Annotated in this window: 19 protein-coding genes; 13 read left to right on the plus strand and 6 right to left on the minus strand. The window is 71.1% G+C overall.

Annotation, left to right across the window (positions count from 1 at the left end; all coding sequences use genetic code 11):
- Positions 1-81 precede the first annotated feature (81 nt).
- From JIG36_RS20265 to JIG36_RS20275, 3 genes are read left to right on the plus strand one after another with little or no spacing between them, the layout of a single operon-like run.
- Positions 82-279 carry a hypothetical protein gene (locus JIG36_RS20265; protein WP_203377923.1) on the plus strand — a complete coding sequence of 66 codons (198 nt, stop codon included), beginning with the start codon at positions 82-84 and terminating at the stop codon, positions 277-279.
- Entirely contained in the window at positions 279-1,496 is a 1,218-nt protein-coding gene (locus tag JIG36_RS20270; protein ID WP_203377924.1) for an FxsB family cyclophane-forming radical SAM/SPASM peptide maturase, read from the plus strand. The genes JIG36_RS20265 and JIG36_RS20270 overlap by 1 nt, the downstream gene beginning before the upstream one ends.
- A complete protein-coding gene (locus tag JIG36_RS20275; RefSeq protein WP_203377925.1) occupies positions 1,493-2,755 on the plus strand; it encodes an HEXXH motif domain-containing protein in 1,263 nt (420 codons plus the stop codon). The genes JIG36_RS20270 and JIG36_RS20275 overlap by 4 nt, the downstream gene beginning before the upstream one ends.
- A gap of 6 nt (positions 2,756-2,761) precedes the next feature.
- Here the strand turns inward: JIG36_RS20275 and fxsT are convergent, their stop codons facing one another.
- Both fxsT and JIG36_RS20285 read right to left on the minus strand, forming a co-directional pair.
- Positions 2,762-5,614: an FxSxx-COOH system tetratricopeptide repeat protein gene (gene fxsT, locus JIG36_RS20280; RefSeq protein ID WP_203377926.1), complete on the minus strand. Its 2,853-nt coding sequence runs from the start codon at positions 5,612-5,614 to the stop codon at positions 2,762-2,764.
- 108 nt (positions 5,615-5,722) lie between these two features.
- Positions 5,723-6,634, minus strand: coding sequence for a hypothetical protein (locus JIG36_RS20285; protein WP_203377927.1), 912 nt, complete (start codon positions 6,632-6,634; stop codon positions 5,723-5,725).
- A 163-nt stretch (positions 6,635-6,797) separates the two neighbouring features.
- Between JIG36_RS20285 and JIG36_RS20290 the strand changes: the two genes are divergently transcribed.
- The 4 genes from JIG36_RS20290 to JIG36_RS20305 all read left to right on the plus strand — a co-directional run bounded on the left by JIG36_RS20290 (position 6,798) and on the right by JIG36_RS20305 (position 10,550).
- A complete protein-coding gene (locus JIG36_RS20290; protein ID WP_203377928.1) occupies positions 6,798-7,250 on the plus strand; it encodes a hypothetical protein in 453 nt (150 codons plus the stop codon).
- Between the two features lie 61 nt (positions 7,251-7,311).
- A complete protein-coding gene (sthA, locus tag JIG36_RS20295; protein WP_203377929.1) occupies positions 7,312-8,715 on the plus strand; it encodes a Si-specific NAD(P)(+) transhydrogenase in 1,404 nt (467 codons plus the stop codon).
- Positions 8,716-8,927: 212 nt separating this feature from the next.
- Positions 8,928-9,566 (plus strand): CGNR zinc finger domain-containing protein, encoded by a 639-nt coding sequence (locus JIG36_RS20300; RefSeq protein ID WP_236047826.1) that lies wholly within the window; start codon positions 8,928-8,930, stop codon positions 9,564-9,566.
- 102 nt (positions 9,567-9,668) lie between these two features.
- The gene (locus tag JIG36_RS20305; RefSeq protein WP_203377930.1) at positions 9,669-10,550 is read left to right on the plus strand and encodes a zf-HC2 domain-containing protein; all 882 of its coding nucleotides are present in this window, start codon (positions 9,669-9,671) and stop codon (positions 10,548-10,550) included.
- Positions 10,551-10,660: 110 nt separating this feature from the next.
- Here JIG36_RS20305 and JIG36_RS20310 read toward each other — a convergent pair whose 3' ends face one another.
- The 3 genes from JIG36_RS20310 to JIG36_RS20320 form a co-directional block, all read right to left on the minus strand.
- A complete protein-coding gene (locus JIG36_RS20310) occupies positions 10,661-10,894 on the minus strand; it encodes a hypothetical protein (RefSeq protein ID WP_203377931.1) in 234 nt (77 codons plus the stop codon).
- A 63-nt stretch (positions 10,895-10,957) separates the two neighbouring features.
- A complete protein-coding gene (gene mscL / locus JIG36_RS20315; protein WP_203378244.1) occupies positions 10,958-11,398 on the minus strand; it encodes a large conductance mechanosensitive channel protein MscL in 441 nt (146 codons plus the stop codon).
- Positions 11,399-11,515: 117 nt separating this feature from the next.
- Complete coding sequence (locus JIG36_RS20320) at positions 11,516-11,869, minus strand: STAS domain-containing protein (RefSeq protein ID WP_202997596.1); 354 nt, start codon at positions 11,867-11,869, stop codon at positions 11,516-11,518.
- Between the two features lie 162 nt (positions 11,870-12,031).
- On the opposite strand from JIG36_RS20320, the gene JIG36_RS20325 reads away from it, so the two are divergent.
- Genes JIG36_RS20325 through JIG36_RS20350 form a run of 6 tightly spaced genes read left to right on the plus strand, consistent with a single transcriptional unit; the run spans position 12,032 to position 17,611 of the window.
- Complete coding sequence (locus JIG36_RS20325; RefSeq protein ID WP_203377932.1) at positions 12,032-12,874, plus strand: STAS domain-containing protein; 843 nt, start codon at positions 12,032-12,034, stop codon at positions 12,872-12,874.
- Position 12,875: 1 nt separating this feature from the next.
- Positions 12,876-13,298 (plus strand): STAS domain-containing protein, encoded by a 423-nt coding sequence (locus JIG36_RS20330; RefSeq protein ID WP_203377933.1) that lies wholly within the window; start codon positions 12,876-12,878, stop codon positions 13,296-13,298.
- The gene (locus JIG36_RS20335; RefSeq protein ID WP_203377934.1) at positions 13,295-13,699 is read left to right on the plus strand and encodes an ATP-binding protein; all 405 of its coding nucleotides are present in this window, start codon (positions 13,295-13,297) and stop codon (positions 13,697-13,699) included. Before JIG36_RS20330 ends, JIG36_RS20335 begins: the two co-directional genes overlap by 4 nt.
- Positions 13,696-14,727 (plus strand): ATP-binding SpoIIE family protein phosphatase, encoded by a 1,032-nt coding sequence (locus JIG36_RS20340; protein ID WP_203378245.1) that lies wholly within the window; start codon positions 13,696-13,698, stop codon positions 14,725-14,727. The genes JIG36_RS20335 and JIG36_RS20340 overlap by 4 nt, the downstream gene beginning before the upstream one ends.
- Positions 14,724-16,082: an ATP-binding protein gene (locus tag JIG36_RS20345; RefSeq protein WP_307872813.1), complete on the plus strand. Its 1,359-nt coding sequence runs from the start codon at positions 14,724-14,726 to the stop codon at positions 16,080-16,082. Before JIG36_RS20340 ends, JIG36_RS20345 begins: the two co-directional genes overlap by 4 nt.
- Positions 16,079-17,611, plus strand: coding sequence for a SpoIIE family protein phosphatase (locus JIG36_RS20350; RefSeq protein WP_203377935.1), 1,533 nt, complete (start codon positions 16,079-16,081; stop codon positions 17,609-17,611). Before JIG36_RS20345 ends, JIG36_RS20350 begins: the two co-directional genes overlap by 4 nt.
- Positions 17,612-17,615: 4 nt before the next feature.
- Here the strand turns inward: JIG36_RS20350 and JIG36_RS54085 are convergent, their stop codons facing one another.
- The gene (locus JIG36_RS54085; protein ID WP_203377936.1) at positions 17,616-20,606 is read right to left on the minus strand and encodes an FG-GAP repeat domain-containing protein; all 2,991 of its coding nucleotides are present in this window, start codon (positions 20,604-20,606) and stop codon (positions 17,616-17,618) included.
- Between the last annotated feature and the right edge of the window lie 4 nt (positions 20,607-20,610).

Consider the following 20,610-nt stretch of genomic DNA (forward strand, 5'->3'; position numbering starts at 1 on the left):
CGGTCACGCCGACGCGATTAGATGAACTCCTGTGTCCATCTCCGGCAGGTTCCCTCCACTGCCCGGGCGGGGAGGTAAAAGTTGAAGGTCGAATCTGCTCCGGAAGCACCGGACGGCGAGCCATGGGCACCCCTCGTCGACCTTTCGAGGGTCCCTCTCGATCGCGCGGTCGGGGAGGATAACGAGATCATCGAACGTGCCCTGGGCCGCGTGCTGCGCAGCCTGCACGACCGCGACGGGGTGATCAGCTCGTTCGGTTCGTTCGTCTCCGACAGCTGATGCCCGTCGCCGACGATGTCCGGGCGGCGCACCGGAGAGCGGCGCCCTGGCCGTACGCCGAACTCGACATCGCCGCGCTGCGGGCCGGCGGGCACGAACCCGTCCCGTTCCGGGAACTGGTTCTCAAGATCCATCAGCGGTGCAATCTCGCCTGCGACTACTGCTACGTCTACGAGCACGCCGACCAGAGCTGGCGCGAGCGGCCCCGCACGATGCCGGACGAGGTGCGCGACGCGGCGCTGGACCGGTTCGCCGCCCACGCGCGGCGGCACCGGCTCGACCGCGTACGGATCGTGCTGCACGGCGGTGAGCCGCTGCTCTACGGCGCCGACCGCATCGCCGGGCTCGTCACCGCGGCGCGTGAGGTCTTCCCGGCCGGCTGTCAGGTCGAGTTCGGGATGCAGACCAACGGCGTCCTGCTCACCGAGGCCACGGTGGCGACGCTGGTGCGGCTGGGCGTCGCGGTCGGGGTCAGCGTCGACGGGACCCGGGCCGATCACGACCGGCACCGGCGCATGCCCAACGGGCGGGGCAGCTTCACCGCGGTCGAACGTGCCCTCGAACTGCTGCGTCGGCCGGGCAACCGGAGGGCGTACGCGGGCCTGCTCTGCACCGTCGCCGCCGAGACCGATCCGATCGCCTGCTACGAGCAGCTGATGAGCTTCGAGCCGCCGGCCGTCGACCTGCTGCTCCCGCACGCGAACTGGGACAACCCGCCGTCCCGGGCGCACGCCGGCTGGCTGATCGCCTTCTTCGACCGGTGGTACGCCGACCGGTCACCGACCCGGATCCGGCTCTTCGACGACACGATCAACCTGGTGCTCGGGGGCGCGAGCCGCAGCGAGCAGATCGGCCTGAGCCCCTCGGGTGTGCTGGTGGTCGAGTCGGACGGCGCGATCGAGCAGGTCGACGCGTTGAAGAGCGCCTATCCGGGCGCGTGCGCGACCGGGCTGAACGTCCGGACGGACTCCTTCGACGCCGCGCTCGACGACCCCGGCATCGTGGCCCGGCAGATCGGCCCGCTGGCGCTGAGCGACGAATGCCGGGCGTGCCCCGCCATGGCCTTCTGCGGTGGCGGCCACTACGTCCACCGTTATCGCGCCGGCGCCGGGTTCCGCGCTCCCTCGGTCTACTGCGCCGACCTGCGGGTGTTCGTCCGCCACGTCTACGACCGCATCCGCGCCGACCTCTTCTCGCGAACCGGGAGTCAGCCATGATCGACGTTCACCAGCTCCGCCGCGCCACGTTCGAGCAGCTCGCGACCGGTCTGGGCGGCCCCCAGGCGATCCATGACCTGCGGGAGGCCCAGGTCAGCAAGCACCTGCTGCTGATCCGGCTCGTCCTCGAACAGTTCCCCGACGGCGGGGCGGCGCTGCGCGAGCTGCTGGAACGGTCACGGGCGGTGGCGCCGGCCCGCTTCCGGACGGTCGTCGGCGCTCCGCTGGTGGGCGGCTGGAGCGCGATCGCGGGCCGCGCGGTGACCCAGGACGTGCTGGCCGAGGCCGACCGTGACCACCTGGCCGCCATCGCCGTCGTAGCCGCGGCCGCGGCCGGGGTGGACGGTTCCGTTCAGGTGCCGGTCCACGAGAGCGGGGCGGTGCTGCCCGGGCTGGGCGCGGTCGAGGCCGGTGACGCCCCGACCGTGACGGTGACCTCGTCGAACGGGCGGCTGCTGGCCACCACCGGCCGCGGGGGGCTGGAGGTGCCGGCCGACCCGTCGGACGAGGTGCCGGGCTGGCTGCCGGTCCGCCGGATGGCCGCCCCCGGGATCGACCTCGGCCTGGACGACCTGCACCCCTACCGGCACGGCTATCACGTCCCGCCCGCCACCCGGCTCTCCGCGGCCGAGGTGGAGCAGTGGAGGCAGATGTTCGCCGAGGCGTGGGCGCTGCTCACCGGCAACCTGCCGGAGCGGGCAGCGGAGATCGCGGCCGGTCTCGAGACGCTGGTGCCGCTGGCTCAGACGGATCCCCGCGCCGCCCGCAGCGCCACGCTCCGGCACGCCTTCGGGGTGTTCGGCCTGACCCTGCCGCCCACCCCGCACGACTTCGCGGTGACGCTGGTCCACGAGTTCCAGCACTCCAAGCTGAGCGCCCTGCTCGACCTGACCCGGCTCACCGACCCGGCCGACGAGGGCCGCTACTTCGCGCCCTGGCGCACCGACCCGCGGCCGCTGGCCGGCCTCCTGCAGGGCGTCTACGCCTTCGTCGGCGTCGCCGACACGTGGCGGGCGCTGCAGGGGCCGGTCGCGGTCGCCACGGCCCGTTTCGCCGAGGCCCGGCTGCAGGTCGACCGGGGCCTGACCGCCATCGAGGAGTCGGGTGCGCTGACCCGCGACGGCGAGGACTTCGTGGCGGGGTTGCGCCGGACCGCCGACCGGTTGCTGGCCGAGTCTGTTCCGGCCGAGGCCGACACGGCAGCGAAGGCGACGCTGGCCCACATCTACGACGCCTGGCGGGAGCACAACCGGGCGTAACCGCGGTCAGGTCGGCGGCGGCTCGATGTCGCCTTCCAGACGCCGGCCCGCCGCGACCAGCAGAACCTCGGGATGCTCGGCGCCCAGCAGTTCCCGCAGACGACGATGCGCGTCGTCGAACACCTCGGAGGCCCGCTCCGGCTCGCCGGTGGCTCGCAGGTCGTGGGCGAGATTGACGATCCGCATCAGCACGTAGGGGTGGTCGCCGGCCGCCTGGCTGAGCTCGACCACGCGTTTCGAGAGGGCAAGAGCTTCCTCCGTACGACCGGTGGCCGCGTAGTCGGTGGCCAGCGAGGTGCCCGCGCAGATCGTGTAGGCGTGGCCGGGGCCCAGCTTGTCCCGCAGACGCGCATAGGCCGTCTCGTCGATCCCGGTCGCGGCGCCGACCTCACCCTGGGCCCGCAGCAGGACGGCCTGGTTGACCTCGGCCGCCAGGGTCAGCGGGTGTTCGTGGCCGAAGTCGGTGCGGTAGCGGTCGAGCACCTTCTGCATCAGCTTGGCCGCCGGCTCGAGCTGCCCGGCCTGGCGGTAGGCGTTGGCCAGGCTCATCGCGGCCACCACGGAGTGCTCGTGCACCTCGTTCAGGGTGCGGACGGTGCGTTCGTGCGCCTCCCGCATCACCTGGACGGCGTCGTCGAGCCGGCCCAGCTTGCGCAGGGTGATCGCGTGGGTCCGCTGGGCCATGAGGGCGAGCGGGTGGGTGTCGCGGATCAGTGTCTTCTGCAGCGGCAGCCACTCCTCGAGCCGCTGCAGGGCCTTTTTGTACTGGCCGAGGCCGTAGTAGTTGCGGGCCACGTTGATGTTCATCCGGAAGGCCTCGACGTCGCGGCCACTGCCCGCGTAGTGCGAGGCGACCTCCTCGTCGAGGGCCCGCGCGGCGTCGAACTCGCCCATCAGCCGCTGGTCGACGGCGACGTTGCTGCGCACGCGGAGGGTGTAGACCTCGTCGTCGCCGAAGACGTCCTTGTGCAGGCGGGCACTCTGCTGGTCGAACTCCAGCGCGTCGCGGTATTGGCCGTCGATGCGCATGACGTGGCCGAGCTGGTTGCCGGTGATCAGCGTGAAGGCGTTGCGGGGGCCCAGATTCGGGTTGCGCACGAACCTCTCGTAGGTGTCCCGGATGATGTCGGCGGCCAGCTGGCTGTCGCCCAGCTGCCGGGTGGCGTTCGCGACCTGGGCCCGGGCCAGCAGAGTGGACTGGCCGTCCGGCCCGAGGTGGGGATCGGCCGGGTCCTCGGCGGCCCAGCCCTCGGAGGCGTCGGCGGCCAGCTGCCGGCTGCTGTCGAAGTCGCCGGTGATGTAGAGGAACCGGGCGTGGTCGAGGACCGTCTGGCGGCCCTGCGGCGTACCGGAGTGGATCATGTCGGCGGGACGCAGGTGCGGGCCCATCTCGCTCTGCAGGTCGAGCTCGCCGATCTCGTCGGGGTCGCCGGGGTTCGCGACGGCCAGAAGGTTCTGCACGTTGCGGAGGGCCTGGTCGCGCTCGGCGGGGTCGAGGGTGTCGCGGAGCACGCGCTGGACCAGGCGGTGCACCTGCAGACGGGGTGACTTGTCGGCGCTGGCCGGCGTGGTCGCCGACGGGGAGCGGCTCACGGTCTTGGCCAGGCCGTAGCGGCGCAGCTCGCGGACCATCTGACTGGTGCGCATGGAGTCTTGCAGGGCCCGGCTCAGCGGGGCGGACAACGCGGCGCTGCTGCCACGGCGCAGCAACGACTGGCGGATGCCGTCGCCGCCCAGGAACGCGAACATCGCGAACAGCTCGGCCAGCGTCTCGTCGAGGCCGCGCAGCTTTTCCATGGCGACCGCCACGAACGCGGCCACGGTCAGCGGATAGCCCGGCGGCTTGCCCTCGTTGAGCAGCTCGATGCGGTCGTCGAGCAGGTCGATGTACTCCCGGATCGGCATGAGGGTCGCGAGGTACCACGCCGCGGCCTGCTCGAGCGCCAGCGGCAGGTCGCCGAGCTTGTCGGCCAGCTCGTCGGCCTCGACATCGGTGATCATCGAATGGCCCGCGTCGTCGGTGGCCCGCTTGGTGAGCAGCTCGATGCTCTCCTTGCGCTGGAAGACGTCGACCTCGATCGCGATGCCGATCGTGCTCCACTCCTCGTTGCGGGTGGTCACGATGACGTGGCCGCCGGTCGACGGCAGCAGGGGAGTGAGGCGGGCCGGATCGTCGGCGTTGTCGTAGACCAGCAGCCATTCGCGGTCGCTGCCGGCCAGCCAGTTGAGCACCGTGCGGGCGGTCTCCTGCTGGTCGTCGGCGAGCGGCAGGTCGAGGCGCTGGGCGAGCTGGGTCAGCGAGGACAGCACGGTCGAGATCTGCTCGGCCGGGATCCACCAGATCAGGTCGTACTGGTCGAGGTGGCGATGCACGTATTCGTTGACCAGCTGGGTCTTGCCGACGCCGCCCATGCCGTTGAGCGCGGGCGGCAGCACCGAGGTCGTCGAGTCTTGTTCGAGGGCGCGGCTCAGGCGTTCGAGCAGCTCGATGCGGCCGGTGAAGTTGCGGTTGCGGATCGGGATGTCGCCGTTGATCCGCTCCTCGGGACGGTAGACGTGGCGGCGGGAGGAACGCGGGCGTACGACGGTGAGCTCGGCGAACCGCTGCGCCGCGTCACCGCGGTGCCGCGCGACGATGATGTCGCCGAACGCACGCAGGTCGGCCGGGGCGTCGAGCAGTTCGTCGAGCAGCGCGGCGAGATCTTCGGCGGCGTCGTCGGACCGGGCGAACATGAGATCACGAGTCAGCGCCTCGCTGAGCTCGGCGACGCGGCTGTCGCGGGTCAGCCGGCTCTCGAGACCCGGCACGCGTAGAAGAACCTCGATGAGGTGACTGCGGGAGATACCCAAGTCCGACACAGCTTCTCTTTCCGCAGCGCCGATAGTGCCCGGACGACAAGGATATCGGAAATGCCCTGGTGGGGGGTATCGGTGGAAACGCCGTATGGCGCGATTCGGCCGACCGGCTCAAGTGGACGCGGCGGTCAGGCGGGCCAGGCGGCGGGCCCGTTTGCCGGCCTCGGCCGAGCGCCGCCGGTGGCCGTTGGCCTCGTCCAGGGCGGTGGCCTCCTGCTCCAGTTCGGTGAGCAGGTCACGGGCGGCCCGGGGGTCGCCGCGGTCGAGGGCCACGTCGGTGGCGGCCCGCAGGGCGAAGAAGATGGCGTATGCGGAACCGAGGCGGCGGGCGGCGTCGAGCAGGCGGGCGGCGGTAGCGGTGGCGGCCTCGGTGTCGCGTGTGGCCCGCTGGGCCGCGACCAGGGCGTCCAGGGGGAGGCGGAGCGCCTCGTCGCCCAGGGGCTCGGCCTCGCGTACGGCCGCGGTGGCGTGCCGGACGGCGTCGTGCGGATGCCAGCGGCTCAGGGCACACCGGGACAGGCCGACACGGGCCCGGTAGCGACCGGTGGCCCCCGCGCCCGGGTCGTCGAGGACCGCCCGGAAGTGCGGCACGGCGTCGTAGTGGCGACCGGCGCCGACGAGGATGTCGCCCAGCCGGTAACGGATGGTCGTGAGCGTGGCGCCGGGGGCGCCGGGCACATAGGCCGCCAGCGCCTCCTCGGCGGCGGCGACCGCCTCGTCCCACTCGGCCAGCTCGCGGTGGGTGGCCGCGCGCTGGATCAGCAGGCCGCCGCGCCACTCGGGGCGGCCGATCGAATCGAGGTAGCGCTCGGCCGCGTCGAGCACCGGGAACAGCGAGCGCAGCGGCACGCCGGCGAAGCGGGCCGACTCGACCCAGTGCATGTGGGCGGCGGCCACCTCCCAGGGCGGCCGCGCCGGATTCCGGGCGGCCGAGGCGAGGACGCGGGTGTAGACGCCGAGGGCCGACCCGTGGTCGCCGGCCGCGGTCAGTGCCGCCGCCTCGGCGATCAGGTCGTCACCCACACCCTCAGTCTGGACCCTCAAGGATTAGCCGGTATCGGCAGAAGGGCTCCGGATGAACAGGCAAATCGGGCTCTGAAGGCATGTCGCCCCTGGTCGCCACGCCGTCGCGGGGTCACCATTCCGGTCGGGCCGCAGAAAGCGTCCCGGGGGAAGAGGGGGTCCGGTGACCGAGTACGACGCCGAGCAGATGACGGCGGGCTTTCGTTCCATGACCATGCTGACCGCGCTCGTCCGGCGCGGCGGGCGACCGGCGGCGGTGGCGCCGACCATCCCGTTGCGGGCGGCCGAGAAGCAGTACGGGTGGCTTCCCGTGACCGTCAACGGCGGCGAGCGCCGGATCGCGGTCGTGACCAACCTGCGCCTGATCGTCGGCGAGGAGATCCCGCTCTGGGCGATCACGGCCATCCGGCCCGGCGCCATGCCGTGGTCGGTCGCCCTCGAGGTGCGCGGGCGGGCCGAACCGCTGACGCTGAGCGGCCCGTGGGTGCCGTGGATGAGCGTGGTGCTCTGCGCCGAGCTCTACCGGACGGCCTGGCCTCCCGCGTTCGCGCCGGTCGCCGCGGTGCCGGCGCCCCGGCGTACGAGGGAAGGGGTCTGTGTGGCGGGAGGTAAATAGACCATGAAAAAAGAATCGGACTCGGTGGACCGGACGGCCTCGCACTGCAACGCTAAGCAATGTGTATGACTACGACCTGTTGGTGCTGGGCTCCGGACCCAGCGGTCAGAAGGCCGCGATTGCTGCCTCCAAGCTCGGACGACGGGTCGGCATAGTCGACCGGCGGGACATGATCGGCGGCGTGTGCATCAACACCGGCACCGTGCCCTCGAAAACGCTCCGTGAAGCCGTCCTCTATCTCACCGGCCTCAGCCAGCGTGATCTGTACGGCAGCAGCTACCGCGTCAAGGACGAGATCACGGTGAGTGACCTCGCGGCCCGCACGCAGCACGTGATCAGCCGCCAGACGGACGTGATCCGCAACCAGCTGGCCCGCAACAAGGTCACCATGATCACCGGCACCGGCCGGTTCGCCGACGCCAACTCGATCTGGGTCGACGGCGGCAGCGGCCGCGAGAGCAAGGTCAGCGCCGAAAAGATCATCATTGCGGCCGGCACCCGGCCCGCGCGGCCCGACAGCGTCGACTTCGACGACCGGACGATCGTCGACTCCGACGGCGTGATCAACCTGCAGTCCGTGCCGCGCAGCATGGTCGTGGTCGGGGCCGGGGTCATCGGCATGGAGTACGCGTCGATGTTCGCCGCGCTCGGCACCAAGGTGACCGTGGTCGAGCGGCGCGATCAGATGCTCGACTTCTGCGACGACGAAATCATCGAATCGCTGAAATACCACCTGCGCGACCTGAGCGTCACGTTCCGTTTCGGCGAGGAAGTGGCCGCCGTCGAGCGTCACCAGACCGCCGCGCTGTGCATTCTCAAGAGCGGAAAGAAAATCGTCGCCGACACGGTCATGTATTCGGCCGGCCGGCAGGGCCAGACCGACGACCTGGCCCTCGAAGCGGCCGGACTCCAGGCCGACCGGCGTGGCCGCATCGAGGTCGACAACAATTACCGTACGGCGGTCGACAACATCTACGCCGTGGGCGACGTGATCGGTTTCCCGGCGCTGGCCTCGACCTCGATGGAACAGGGACGCCTCGCCGCCCACCACGCCTGCGGCGAACCGGCCCGCGAGATGCACCAGCTCCAGCCGATCGGCATCTACACGATCCCCGAGATCAGCTTCGTCGGGAAGACCGAGGACGAGCTGACCGACTCGGCGACACCGTTCGAGGTGGGCATCGCGCGCTACCGCGAGCTGGCGCGCGGGCAGATCGTCGGTGACTCGTACGGAATGCTCAAGCTCCTGGTCGCCCCCGACACCGGAAAGTTGCTCGGTGTGCACGTCTTCGGCACGGGCGCCACCGAGATCGTCCACATCGGGCAGGCCGTGATGGGCTGCGGAGGCACGGTCGACTACCTGGTCGACACGGTCTTCAACTATCCGACCCTGTCCGAGGCGTACAAGGTGGCGGCTCTCGACGCCGCCAACAAGATCCGCAACATCACCCGGATCGACGGCTGACCAGGTGGGGCGCCCGCTGCCGGCGGGCGCCGCTCCCGCCCGTTGAGATGATCATTACTGCGAAATTTTTGTTACTTACCTCGAAGTGACCGTCAGCAGTGTGGCGAATCGGCATAAGTGGGCCACCCCCCAACGTTGGAAATCCGATCTCTTAAGGGGAACCAAAGCCGAGGTGGGAGCGGTCGTGAAAAAGAATCAAGTACGCTTCGGCTATGTCATGGATGGCCAGTGCGCGGCACGGCGTACGGGAGGCGCCCGCCGGTCTGGCGCTTCTTCAGGAGCTGCTGAACACCCGCGCGCCCATGTCCTACGGCACCGACCTGCTGCTCAGTGCCGATGACGCCCAGCGATGGCTGACCGAGGCGCTGGCCACGTGGTCCCGGGTCTCCGGCCTGCCGGCGCCGACGCTGCTGATCTCGTCGTCCGACCTGCGCTCGCTGCGACGCCTGCGCAACACCTTCGAGAACGTGCTGCTCACGACCGTCAACTCCGGTCCCGAGGGCGCGCTCCCGCCGGCCGACGTGCCGGTGAGCCTGGTCCCCGACACCGACGGCTGGGTCCGCATCGTCCCCACCGGGCGGGGGACCCGCTGGCTGGCGTCGGCGCTGTGGGCCGAGGCCCTGCTGGCCCAGCAGGGTGGCATCTGGCCCCGGCTCAAGCTCTGCAACAACTTCGAGTGCCGGGCCGCGTTCTTCGACACGTCCCGCAACAACAGCGGCGTCTGGCACGACGTGAGCACGTGCGGCAACACGGCCAACCTGCGGGCCTTCCGTGAGCGTCGCCGTCTGATGGGCGGGAGCGGCGCCCTGCCGCCCCGGCCCACCGTGCAGGGCCCGCCCAGCCTGATCTGACTTCACCCTGGCCCATCGGGCAGGGCCCGCCCGGCCTGATCTGACCTTTTTCCCGTCCGGCCGGGTGGGAACTCTGGGGCCGGTCCGCGCGACTATGTATTCATGGCTTGTGAGCGGTGGCGCGAGATGCTTTCGGCCCAGCTGGACGGCGAAGACGATCCGGCTGGGCGGCCCGCGGTCGACGCGCATCTGGCGGGGTGCGCCGGATGCCGGGAATGGCTGGATGGGGCCACGTCGGTCAACCGGCTGACCAGCATGAGCATGGCCGCTCCGCCCGACCTGACGGCGTCGATCCTCGCCGCGCTGCCCGGATCGGCCGGCGGCCTCGCCGTGGTCCCGTCCGCGGCCGGCGATTCCGGTCCCGCGGGTGACAGCTCCGCGGCGGTCACCGGGCCGCGGCGCTGGGGCGGGCTGGTCGCGCCGGCGGGTCTCCGGGGGGTGCTGCGGCGTTTTCCGGTCGCCACCGTGCTGCTCGTGATGCTGGCCGCGGTGGGGGCCGTGCAGCTGATCCTCGGGCTCGACCAGATCGGCGGCGGGGTCGTGGGCGCCCACGTGCACACCGGGCTCGACGCCACGCCGGGGCACCTCTGGCACGAGTCGGCGGCCTGGAACGTCGCCGTGGGTGCCGGCTACCTGTTCATCGCGCTCCGGCGGACCCGGCCCTCGGGGCTGGTCCCGATGCTCACGGCCTTCGTCGGGATGCTCCTGCTGCTCTCGGTCAACGATCTCACCGCGGCCCGGGTCGACGCGGCCCGGCTGATCAGCCACGGGTTCGTGATCCTGGGATACCTGCTGATCGTCGCGCTGTCGCGGATCCCGGGCGGGTTCGTGAGCACCCCGCCGGGGGCCCGGGTGGGCGGCGGCGCCTGGCGGGCCAGCTTCACCGCCGACGACGAGCAGATCGCCGAGCCGGTGCGGCCGGGGCTGCGGCTCGTGTCGCGGGGCCCGATGACCGCCGAGCACGAGGAGCGCCGGGCGGCCTGAGCGCCGTGTCCGAGTGTTGGGCCCGGGCGGCGGCCTGAGCGCCGGGCCCGGGCGGCTGAGCGTCGGGCGGCGGCGGGCAACGGCGGGCGGCGGGCAGCGGCAGAGGCGGCTTAGCGGGACGGCGGCCGGACGGAAAGCTCGCGCCAGTCGCCGGGGGCGGCGAGCAACGCGCGGACCGTGTCGAGGGCCGCCTCCTCACTGTCGTACTCGAAGAAGTGGGAGACACCCTCGGCGCCACCCGCGCGCTGCTCCACGTACCACTGGTCGCCGCTCACCCGCAAGTAGACGTCCTTGCGGGCGACGCGGCCCCACTTGCCGTTCCACCAGTGCTTACGCTGTTCCATCCCGGCAGCGTATCGAACATCTGTTCGAGCAGCGCCGAGCGGGGATGATCTTTTTGGGGAAAGTCAGCGCGGGGGTTCCTGCTGGTGACGCCCCGGAGTGTCGCCGTAACCGCGGGTCGGCGACGACTGGGCCACCAGGGCGTCACGGATCTGGGTGAGCAGCACGATGTCTTCGGCGGGGGCCTTCGGCGGCGGCTCCTCACCGCGGCGGCGGCGCTCGGCCAGGATGTTCAGCGGCAGGACGACGAAGAAGTAGAGCACCGCGGCGGTGATCAGGAAGGTGATCAGCGAGTTGATGAACGTGGCCCAGTCGAACGGCACGCCATTGATCTTGAAGGTGCCCTTCTCCAGGCCCTTGCCGCCACCCATGAGCTGGATCAGCGGCTTGATGAAGCCGTTCGTGAAGCCCGTCACGACTCCCGTGAACGCGGCACCTATGACGACACCGACCGCGAGGTCGACGACGTTGCCGCGCATGATGAAGTCTTTGAAGCCTTGGAACATCTTGTTCACGAAGCTCTCCTGCGCACCGAGTGATCGTTTCGGCCGCAGGTTCCCACGACCGGTCGGCGACAAACTACGCCGATCGGGACGAGGTCGAAAGAGTCGGAGAGGGCGTGGTCAGTCGAGCGCCGGCTCCTGGGCGCTGACCGCCTCGTCGACCGTGGGGTAGGTGCGCAGCACCTCGACCAGACCGCTGACCTCGAGGATGCGCAGCACGCCCCGTTGCGGGGCGGCCAGGCGGACCGTGCCGCCGGCATCGTCGGTGCTGTTCTTGGCTCGGACGAAGACCGACAGCCCGGTGGAGTCGCAGAACGACACCTCGGCCAGGTCGAAGACCAGACGGGTGCGCCCCTTCTCCAGCAGGTCGCTGATCTGGTCCTGAAGCTGGGGCGCCGTGGCCATGTCGAGCTCACCCGCGACCGACACGACGACCATGTCGGCGCGCTGTTCCGTTTGTACCGTCAGAGACATTCAGGACCTCCAGTTATGAGCAGAACGGTACTCCAACACGTGTGCTCCGTGCAGAACGGGGAACCCCAACCCGTTATTTGGCTGACAGCAAGTACCGGAGCCCGCGATGGTAAAGTCCCGCCCGTTGTAGGAGCAGGTCAGGCAGTACTGAGGGAGGCAGCGGTGACGCTGAACGCGGATGAGGCGGCCCGCTTCGCCGCTCTGCTCGAGGAGAACCAGGATGCCCTGGTGTCGGCCTGGACCGACCGGGTGACCACTTCGTTGCGGGGACGGTTGAGCCACGCCGAGCTGCAGCGGCAGACCTCCGAGCTGCGGCGCGGCTTCCAGCAGGCGTTGGCCGGCACAGCTCAGGGGATCAGTGACGCCGCCGCCGCCGAGCTGCGCGCCCAGCTGTCCGAGCTCTCCGCGAGCCGGGCCCGGCAGGGGTTCAGCGCCACCGAGACCGCGGTCAGCGTGTTCGCGTTCAAGGAGGCCGTGCTGGCCACCCTCGACAGCAGCGGCCGCAACGACGCCACCACCCTGCGGGACTATGTCGCCTTCTCCTCGTTCGTGGACGACGCGGCGCTCTTCACCTTCGACAGCTACGTGCGCGTCCGCGAGGAGCTGATCGCCGACCAGGCCGAGCAGTTGCTCGAGCTCTCCACCCCGGTGGTGAAGCTCTGGGAGGGCGTCGTCGCCGTCCCGCTGGTCGGCACGCTCGACTCGGCCCGGGCCCAGGTGGTCATGGAGCGGCTGCTGCAGACCCTGGTCGACACCGGATCCCCGTACGCGATCATCGACATCACCGGTGTGCCGGCCGTCGACACCCAGGTCGCGCAGCACATCCTCAAGACCGTGGTGGCCGCCCGGCTGATGGGCGCCGACTGCATCATCTCGGGCATCCGCCCGCAGATCGCGCAGACCATCGTCGCGCTGGGCATCGAGTTCGGCGACATCGCGACCAAGGCCTCGCTGGCCGACGCCCTGCGCTACGTGCTGGCGCAGACCGGCAAGAAGGGGCGCTGACGTGGAGCGCGTGCCGATCCTCAAGATCGGTGACATCCTCCTCGTCTCGATCCAGATCGACATGGAGGACCAGGTCGCCCTGCAGCTGCAGGAGGACCTGGCCGACCGGATCGTCGCCACCGGCTGCCACGGCGTGATCATCGACATCAGCGCGCTCGACATCGTCGACTCGTTCGTCGGCCGCACCCTGGCCACGATCGCCGCCATCTCCAAGGTGCTCGACGCCGACACCGTCGTGGTCGGCATGCGCCCGGCCGTCGCGATCACGCTGGTCGAGCTGGGCCTGTCGCTGCCCGGCATCCGGACCGCCCTCAACGTCGAGCTCGGCATGGAGATGCTCGCCCGCGAACGTGCCACGGACGGCGAGGACGACGACGAGGACGGCGTGGAGGACACCGAGACGCCTGCGGTGCCCACGCCGTGAACGACCAGGGCGAGCGGGTCGAGGTCACCTCCGATCGGGATGTCGTCCGGGTCCGCCAGCTCGTGCGTACGGCCGCGGTGGCGGTGAAGCTGTCTCTGGTCGACCAGACCAAGCTGGTGACCGCGGCGAGCGAGCTGGCCCGCAACACGCTGGTCTACGGCGGGGGCGGCTGGGTCGAGGTGGCCCCGGTCGACAGCGGCCGGCGCAAGGGCATCCGGATCGTCTTCGCCGACCAGGGCCCGGGCATCGCCGACCTCGACCTGGCTCTCACCGACGGCTACACCACCGGCGGCGGGCTCGGCCTGGGGCTGAGCGGCGCCCGGCGACTCGTCGACGAATTCGACATCGCCACCGCGGTCGGCGAGGGTACGACCATTACCGTGACCAAGTGGTGCCGATGAGCGGAGGCGCGGTGGCGTCGCTACCCGAGGGGCTTCTCGACGGGGGAGCCTGGTTCCGGGTGGAGGCCGCCCCGAACGCGTCCACCGTCCGCCGGTCGGCCGAGCGCCTCGCCGTCGAGCTGGGCATGCCCGAGCGCCGGATCAACGACCTCTCGATCGTGGCCGCCGAGGCCGCCGGCAACCTGGCCAAGCACGCCGACGAGGGCGTCCTGCTGGTGCGCGCGGTGCGCCGCGGCGGGCAGGCCGGCGTCGAGCTGATCGCCCTGGACCGGGGGCCCGGCATGGCCGACCTGGCCCACTCGTTCGGCGACGGCCACTCCACCGCGGGCACGCTGGGCATCGGACTGGGCGCGATCGTCCGTCAGGCCACCTGGTGCGACATGCATTCCGTGCCCGGCAAAGGCACCGTGCTCGCCGTCCAGGTGTGGCCGGGCGAGCCGCCGACGACCCCGTGGGCGGCCGGAATCACCCGGCCCATCACCGGTGAGCCGATCAGTGGGGACGCCTTCGCGGTCCGCGACGCCGACGGCCGTCGTCAGGTGATGATGTGCGACGGCCTGGGGCATGGCGGGCCGGCCGCGGCCGCCGCGCACGAGGCGGTCCGCGCGTTCATCGACGCCCCGGCCGCACCGCCCGCGGCCGTGCTCGAGCACCTGCACCGCCGGATCAGCCACACCCGGGGTGCCGCCGTCGCCGTCGCCGAGCTGGACGCCGGCGCGGGCCTGGTCCGCTACGCCGGGCTCGGCAACATCGCCGGCACTGTGCTCACGCCCGGTCTGCCCCGCAAAGGCATGGTCTCGCTGCCCGGCATCACCGGCCATCAGCGCCGGCAGATCCGCGAGTTCGACTATCCGATCACCCGCGACGCGATCGTGCTGATGCACTCCGACGGTGTCGTCGACCGGTGGGATCCGGCTGACTACCCGGGCCTGCTCGTCCGTTCGCCGCTGGTGATCGCGGCGACGGTGCTGCGCGACGCGGGGGTGCGCCGCGACGACGCCGGCGTGCTCGTGGCGCGGTTGCCGTGACCGGCCCGGCCGACGTGTCCACGCCGCTGCTGCGCCTGCGTCTGCGGGTCGAACAGGACGTCTTCCTGGTGCGCCAGCTGGGCCGTGAGGTGGCCCGCGAGGTCGGCCTGGAGCAGCAGGACCAGACCCGGCTGGCGACCGCCCTGAGCGAGGTGAGCCGGGTGTTCCTGGCCGGGGGCACCGATGCCGATGTGACGTTCACGGTCCGGGCCGACGGGGTAACAACCGCCTTGTGGGTGTCGGTCGAGCGGTCGGTGCCCGGTGGCGAGGAGCAACTGCGGGCCGAACTGGGACAGGTCGGCCGCCTGGTGGACAAGATGGAGGTCGGGCAGGGTGAAACCGGTACGGTCGTCTGGATGGCCCGACGTCTGCCGGTGACTGCGCCAAGGCTGACCCCGGAACGGCTGGAGGAAATCCGTGCCGGGTTGGCCCGTCATGTCCCGGGAAGTCCGCTGGACGAACTGAACGTGCAGAATCAGCAGCTCATCGCCGCCCTCGACGAGGTGCGGGCGCAACGCGACGAGTTGGCCCGGCTCAACGAGGAGCTCGAGGAGACCAACCGCGGCGTCATGGCGCTCTACAACCAGCTCTCCGAGGAGCTGGAAGAGACCAATCGCGGCGTGGTGGCGCTCTATGCCGAGCTGGACGAGAAGTCCGAGCAGCTCGCCGCGGCCAGCGAGGCCAAGAGCCGGTTCCTGGCCAACGTCAGCCATGAGCTGCGGGCCCCGGTCACCGCCGTCATCGGGCTGAGCCGGCTGCTGGGCGACGAGGGCTCCGACCCGTTGACCGTCGAGCAGCGCCGCCAGGTCGACCTCATCCGCAGCTCCGCCAGCGATCTGCTCTCCCTGGTCAACGACCTGCTCGACCTGGCCAAGGCCGAGGCCGGCCGGGTCGAGCCGAACTGGGAGCGGGTCGACCTCAAGGCGATGTTCGGCCAGTTGCGGGGCACGCTGCGGCCGCTGGCGACCCGGCCCGAGGTCGACTTCACGATCGACGAGCCGGCCGTGGCGTCGATCCGTTCCGATGAGGTGCTGCTGGCCCGGGTGCTGCGCAACCTGCTCACCAACGCGCTCAAGTTCACCGCGGAGGGTGAGGTGCGACTGACCGTGCACACGGTCGGTGACGACCTCGAGTTCACCGTCAGCGACACCGGCACGGGCATCCCGGCCGAGCTGCACGATCGGGTCTTCGAGGAGTTCTATCAGGTTCCGGGGAGCCGGGCGCTCAGCGGCAAGGGGACCGGCCTCGGTCTTCCCTATGCGCGGAGGCTGGCCGGGATCCTGGGCGGCGCCCTGCGGGTCGATTCCACTCCCGGAGAGGGCAGCACTTTCACGTTGAGATTGCCGGCCTCATGACGAACCCGGCCACCGTCCTCGTCGTCGATGACAGCGCGACCAAGCGCTATCTGCTGGTTAGCTGGCTGACCCGGGCCGGTTTCACGGTACGGCAGGCCGAGACCGGCCGGGAGGCGCTCGAGGTGCTGCCCGGCTCCGGCGTCGATCTGGTCGTCCTCGACGTCAAGCTGCCCGACATGAGCGGCTTCGACGTCTGCGAGAAGATCAAGACCGATCCCGCGTACGGGGCCCTGCCCGTGGTGCACGTGTCGGCCCACGCCGTCGACGTCGTCGACCGCACCCAGGGCCTCAACCGCGGGGCCGACGCCTATCTGGTGGAGCCGATCGAGCCCGACGAGCTGATCGCCACCGTCCACGCCGTGCTGCGCTACTACTCGGCCCGGCGCCGCGCGGAGTCGCTGGCCGCGCGGATGGTCCGGCTTGCCGAGGCCACGCTCGCCATCAACACGACAGCGACCCTGCCCGCCCTGCTCGAGGCGGCCGCGGCGGGCGCGCTCGAGATCTTCGGTGGGCCCGTGGTGGTGCTGGCCGAGGGCGCCGACGGCGAGGGCATCGCCGCGGCGGGTTCACCTCCGGTCGTAAGGGAATGGCCTCTGCCGGCCGAGATGGTCGCCACCGGATCGCTGGTCCGCACCGATGACGTCGCCGACTGGGCCGGAGTCGACTGGCCCGAGGGTGAATCGGTGGCGGTGGCCACGGCCCGGCTGCGCAACGACCGTCCGCCGATCTATGTGGCCGTGCCCGCCAGCAGCCAGAACCCCGGCTTCCCGGTGCTGCGGCAGCTCTCCCAGACGGTGGCGGCGGCGGTCGAGGCACAACGCACCTACGACGAGGAGCACCGGATCGCGGTCACCCTGCAGCGCAGCCTGCTGCAGTCGCACCTGCCCGAGGTGCCCGGCATCGAACTGGCCATGCGTTACGAGCCGGCCGCCGCGCAGACCGAGGTGGGCGGTGACTTCTACGAGATCACCATGCTCGACGGCCGGCTGCTGGTGGCGATCGGTGACGTCGCCGGCCACTCGTTGCACGCCGCCACAGTCATGGCCGAGGTGCGGCACGCCGTCCGCGCGTACGCCGTCGAAGGTCATCCGCCGGGCGAGGTGCTGCGGCTCGTCAACAACTTCATGCGGACCGTGCTGCCCACCGACTCGGCCACCATCTGCCTGCTCACGCTCGAACCCGAGACGGGGAAGGTGCGGATGGCCAGCGCCGGTCATCTGCCGCCGCTGATGCACACCGGCGACGGCCCCCGCTTCCTGGAGCCGCACGGGCCGCTGCTGGGCATCAACGCGCCCCGCCCCGGCGACCTCGAGTTCGTGCTGCCGCCGGGCGGGACGCTGGTGCTCTACACCGACGGCCTGGTCGAGCGCCGGGACGCTGACATCGACGTCGGTCTGGCGGCGCTGGCGCACGCGTCCGGCACGGTCGAGCCGAGCCTGGACGCGTACTGCCGCCGCCTGATGGTCCAGCTCGGCGGAGCCGGGCAACAGGCCGACGACATCGCGATCGTCGCCCTGCGCCGCCGATAGATCCTCAGTAGATCCCGGAGTACTGCTGGTATCCGGTGCCGATCTGGACCCGGTCGCCGAAGGTGCCCTGCCCGGTGCCGTAACGCCGGAACAGGTTGCCCGAGGTGTCCCGGAGGACCAGGTCGTTCTTGCCGTCCTGGTTGAGGTCGCCGGCCCCGATGACGGCGTTGTAGCCGAGCCAGCCGGTCCCGACGACGCGCAGTCCGGATTGGAAGGTGCCGTCGCCGTTGCCGAGCATGGCGTACATGGTGCTGGTGGGGTCGTACTGCATCATCAGGTCGGCTTTGCCGTCGCCGTTGATGTCGCCGTTGCCGACGAACCGGCTGTAGCCCTTGTAGCCGCCGTCGATCCGGCTGGCGGTGTTGAAGCCACCTTTGCCGTTGCCGGTGAACAGCAGGAGGGACCCGCTCTCGCGGTCGCGGGCGATCAGGTCGGACTGGGCGTCGCCGTTGAGGTCGCCGGTGTGGATCAGGGCGTCGTAGACGTTCCAGTTGCCGGGGATCACCAGCGAGGTGTTGCTGCCGATCGGCGGGCTGTCGCCGCCCAGGTAGACACGCAGGCTGCCGTCGGAGCGGCGGACCAGCAGGTCGTTCTTGTAGTCCTTGCTGATGTCGCCGAACGGCACGAGACCGTTGAGCGCGCCCAGCGACTCGGTGCTGCCGTCGGTCACGGTGACGGTGTCGCCGGCCCCGAGCTGGGTGGTCTTCCAGCGGCCTTGACCGGTCGTAGCGCTGGTGAGCGCGAGCAGGGTCGGCTGGCCCGAGCAGTCGTAGTTGTGCAGCACCGGCTTGCCGCCGCAGTACACGCCGAACAACCCGGTCGCCAGGTCGGAGGGACCGCTCTTCAGGGTCCAGCGGTATTGGCCCCGGCTCGCCCGGTCGCCTTCGAACTGACCGTCCCAGGCGACGGACGCGTTCATCCGGACGGCGCCCCCGGCGACCTCGACGGTGCGGCCCGAGCGCAGCTGGGTGATGGCCAGCGTCGTCGTCTCGACCGGCTGGGTCAGCGACGCGGTCACCGTGAACAAGCCCGGGACCGTGGTGCTCTCGGGCGCCGACGACACCCCGGCCGCCGGGGCCGAGGGGGTGACGCCGGGGTCGACGATGTGTACCGCGTTGTCGGCGTCGACCCAGGCCACGTCGCCCCCGAACTTGTCGACGGCCCACGTGATGTTGCGGTCGTCGGCCAGGTCGCCGCGGGGGAAGGTGGCCATCGTGACGGCCGCGCCGAGCGTGCCGCCGGTCAGGTCGAGGCGGACCAGGGCGCCGTTGGCGTCGTGCCGCACCAGGTAGTTGTCGCCGAGCAGGTACTGCCCGGACGGCACCTCGATGAGCTTGCGGGTCGCCAGCTCGACAACGCCCGACGTGCCGTCGGCGCAGCTCCAGAGCAGGTGCTTGCCGGTCACCTGCAGGTCGGTCTTGATGCAGGTCGCGCCCGTCGGCAGCGGCTGGGCGCCGGGCGTGCCGGTCCGTAGGTTCCACGGCTCGACCTGGCCGCCCGCGTGGGCCCGGTACAGCGTGTCGTACCAGAGGGCGGCGGCGGGCGTTCCCTCGAAGGGGATCGGTGCGACCTGGGTGAAGACGGTCTGTGAGATCGCCGAACTCACCAGGCGGTAGTTGGGGGAAGCGTCAACTACCTTGGCGGTCGCCGCGACCTCCTGCAGCCGGGCGTTCGGGTCGGACGACCGCAGCATGTAGGACGTCGCGGTGTTGCGGCTGACGTAGGCCGAGCCGTTGTTCGCTCCGTCGGCCATCCGGACGCAGACGACCCCGGTCTCGCAGGGCACCGGTGTGGTCAGGGCGACGTCGGCGACCGGCGAACCGGTGCCGGCCGCGCCGGGCCCGATCTGCTGGGCGAACATCCGGTAGTCGGTCGAGTCGGCCGGCCCGGGCAGGGCCGCGACGTGCCGCACGACGCCCGAGGAGAGCGTGACACCCGCGTTGACCATCGTGTTGCCCAGCGGCAGCACCACCGACTCGTCGCTCGTGGTCGCCTTGCGGACCGACCAGTCGGCGGGCCCGGAGCCACCGGTGAAGAACACACCGTCGGGGCCCTGCAGCGGGATACTGCCGCCGCGCGCCACGACCTGGGCCGGCTCGGCGGCTCCCAGGCGATAGCGCAGCACCGGCTGGTTCTCGCCGTCGACCGTCGGCTGGACCCGGATCACGGTGTTGCCGGCCAGCCCGAGGTACTGCACGGGGGTCGAGGCGGGCAGCGGGATCAGGTCGGGCTCGGTCGCCGTGCCGTCGAGGATCGAGGCGCGGGTGAAGCTGCGTACGGCGTCGGCGTAGAACAGCCCGACGCGGTCGCCGGTGAGAACGACCCGGCTGGCGGCCGGGACGACGGGCAGCAGGGAAACCTCGCCCGAGGCGGCGTCGAGCAGCCCGTAACGGCCGTCGGCGGGCACGCCGAGCCGCAGCACGGCGTGGGTGTCGTCGCCCGCCACGATGCTGATGGTCAGCGCCGTCTCGGGGACGCCGGTGACGGGCGCCGACGTCCACGAGCCGTCCGGGGCCAGCCGCCGCAGCCGGGCGACGTTCGGCGAGCCGGTCTCGATCACCAGCACGGTGTCACCGATCAACCGGTTGTAGACCAGGGACGGGCCGGACGGGATCGCGCGCCAGGTCATCGTGCTCAGGTCGAGCGACTGGCGGGTGGTCTCGGTGACCGGGTGGCCGGGCGTCGAAGCGAAGAGCTCGACCGTGTCGCCGCCGACCGGGACGATCGAGGCCGGGGCCAGACCCAGCAGCTCGGTGACGGTCGTGCTGCGGCGGTCGGCGTACGTGGTCCAGACGTACGGCGAGATGGTGTTGCGCCGGTGCAGGAAGCCGGTCTTGCCGGCGACGACCTGGGTGTCGTTGACGTTGATCGGGTAGGCGGGTGCGGGTATGACCCTGATCTCGGACGGCGCGACGGCCGCCTGAGCGATGCCGGGAACGGCCAGGCCGGCGGCGACGATGACGCCGCCGGCGGCTGCCGCGAGGATTCTGTTCACGTTT

Source organism: Paractinoplanes ovalisporus (assembly GCF_016834655.1).
GTDB classification, from domain to species: domain Bacteria; phylum Actinomycetota; class Actinomycetes; order Mycobacteriales; family Micromonosporaceae; genus Actinoplanes; species Actinoplanes ovalisporus.